The organism is Vibrio sp. 10N.222.54.A3, assembly GCF_041474095.1.
Classification (GTDB): Bacteria; Pseudomonadota; Gammaproteobacteria; order Enterobacterales; family Vibrionaceae; genus Vibrio; species Vibrio crassostreae_C.
In genome coordinates, this window is sequence record NZ_JBFRTN010000194.1 from 1 (window position 1) to 1,733 (window position 1,733).

Below are 1,733 nucleotides of genomic sequence, written 5' to 3' on the forward strand. Positions count from 1 at the left end.
AAAACACCATCTTAATGTCGAAATGAATCAACACTACAAAATTTGGAGCGATACATCGGGTTCGAACCGATGACCTCAACCTTGGCAAGGTTGCGCTCTACCAACTGAGCTAGTATCGCATTTCATTCTTATTATCTCTTAACTTATCAAACTAAGAGAAAGAATGGAGGCGCCTCCCGGAGTCGAACCGAGGTCCACGGATTTGCAATCCGCTGCATAGCCACTCTGCCAAGGCGCCTTTAATAGTGATTTAAGAGAACAACTCTTTGTTCATCACTCTACTCAAAATGTAGAAGCTAGATAGATGGTGCCCCGGGCCGGACTTGAACCGGCACAGCGCGAACGCCGAGGGATTTTAAATCCCTTGTGTCTACCAATTCCACCACCAGGGCAACGCAATCTTGCGAGGCCGATTACTGAAAAGTAAAAACACCATCTCTCAGCGACCTAAGCCGTGAGAACGAGGTGTACTTTAACGGAAGGAAAAAATTCGTCAACAATAAATTTTATCTTTTAATTCAAGTGATTAATTATCGAACTCAAAAGAATAAATTTAGTGCAGCTTGTACGGTTCTTATACTTGGATTTCTAATTTAAACGGACAAATCACTGACAACCATTGATTCAAATACCAATTGAATGCGGTGATTTTATTGTTTTAAACCAAGCAAATGGCGTTTTCATGTGCTTTTCACATTCAACGATTAGAGTTTGAAGTAACTCTTATTAAGAAGTAAACATGTGAAACCACTAAAACAATATCAATATGAGCGCTATGCCGTTCTTTGTAACCTCGCCTACCCTAGAGTTTTTAAGCAGACTCGCTATGGTTTTGACCCTAATGGACAACGCATCATCAAGAACCAGTTTGGTAAAACCATGATTAGAGTGTTGTGGAGTAGCGACAAAGATGAAGTGGTTGTGGTAATCAAAGGATCGCACAGTATCTCAGATTGGCTACTAACCTTTGCTCTATGGACAAGAAGCTGTAAGAGAATTGGGCTCAATTATCGTGTGCATGCGGGTTTCTACCATCTAATGTTTCAAGAGAGCCAGCCAAGTCGTAATGAAGATAAGCTTGGCTTAACCGTTATTGAGCGCTTGGAAGCCACGCTCACACCTCTCATCGAACAAGGAAAAAGAGTGTCTATTACTGGCCACTCTTCCGGAGGCGCTATCGGTTGTGTCTTCGCTGATTACTTTGATCAAAAGTACCCAGGCTGTATTAAACGAATAGTGACTTTTGGCCAACCCGCCATTGGTGATTGGAGCTTTCGAAAGCACTATCGCATGAGTAAGAAGACCTACCGAATTTGCTGTGACATCGACATCGTGACCTTCATGCCACCGGTTCCTTTGCTCTATTGGCATGTAGGTAAAGTGCTTTGGCTTTATAACGGACGAATCTATGAGAACACTCCTACATTAATCCGCCTTGGTCGCTCTATCTTTAGTTGGCTGATAAGACCTTTCTCTTACCACTTAATGAGCAAGTATATCCGTAACAAAGATTTCTTTGATAAGCATTGAAATGGGTACGTAGGAAGCTTTTAGCGGGGTCAAAAACGAAAAAACCAGTCACTAGGACTGGTTTTTTCTGAATGATGGAGGCGCCTCCCGGAGTCGAACCGAGGTCCACGGATTTGCAATCCGCTGCATAGCCACTCTGCCAAGGCGCCTTCAATAGTATTTTAAGAGAACAACTCTTTTGATCAATACCAAGCGAGGTAATA

At 42.6% G+C, this 1,733-nt stretch carries 1 protein-coding gene and 4 tRNA genes; 1 reads left to right on the top strand and 4 read right to left on the bottom strand.

Annotation, left to right across the window (positions count from 1 at the left end; all coding sequences use genetic code 11):
• Nucleotides 1-43: 43 nt before the first annotated feature.
• The 3 genes from AB4507_RS22950 to AB4507_RS22960 form a co-directional block, all read right to left on the bottom strand.
• A tRNA-Gly gene (locus AB4507_RS22950) sits at nt 44-119 on the bottom strand.
• A 45-nt stretch (nt 120-164) separates the two neighbouring features.
• Nucleotides 165-238 (bottom strand) — tRNA-Cys (locus tag AB4507_RS22955).
• Between the two features lie 67 nt (nt 239-305).
• Nucleotides 306-392 (bottom strand) — tRNA-Leu (locus AB4507_RS22960).
• A 349-nt stretch (nt 393-741) separates the two neighbouring features.
• Between AB4507_RS22960 and AB4507_RS22965 the strand changes: the two genes are divergently transcribed.
• Nucleotides 742-1,530 (top strand): lipase family protein, encoded by a 789-nt coding sequence (locus AB4507_RS22965; RefSeq protein ID WP_372057413.1) that lies wholly within the window; start codon nt 742-744, stop codon nt 1,528-1,530.
• Between the two features lie 75 nt (nt 1,531-1,605).
• Here the strand turns inward: AB4507_RS22965 and AB4507_RS22970 are convergent.
• Nucleotides 1,606-1,679: transfer RNA gene (locus AB4507_RS22970), tRNA-Cys, on the bottom strand.
• Nucleotides 1,680-1,733 lie beyond the last annotated feature (54 nt).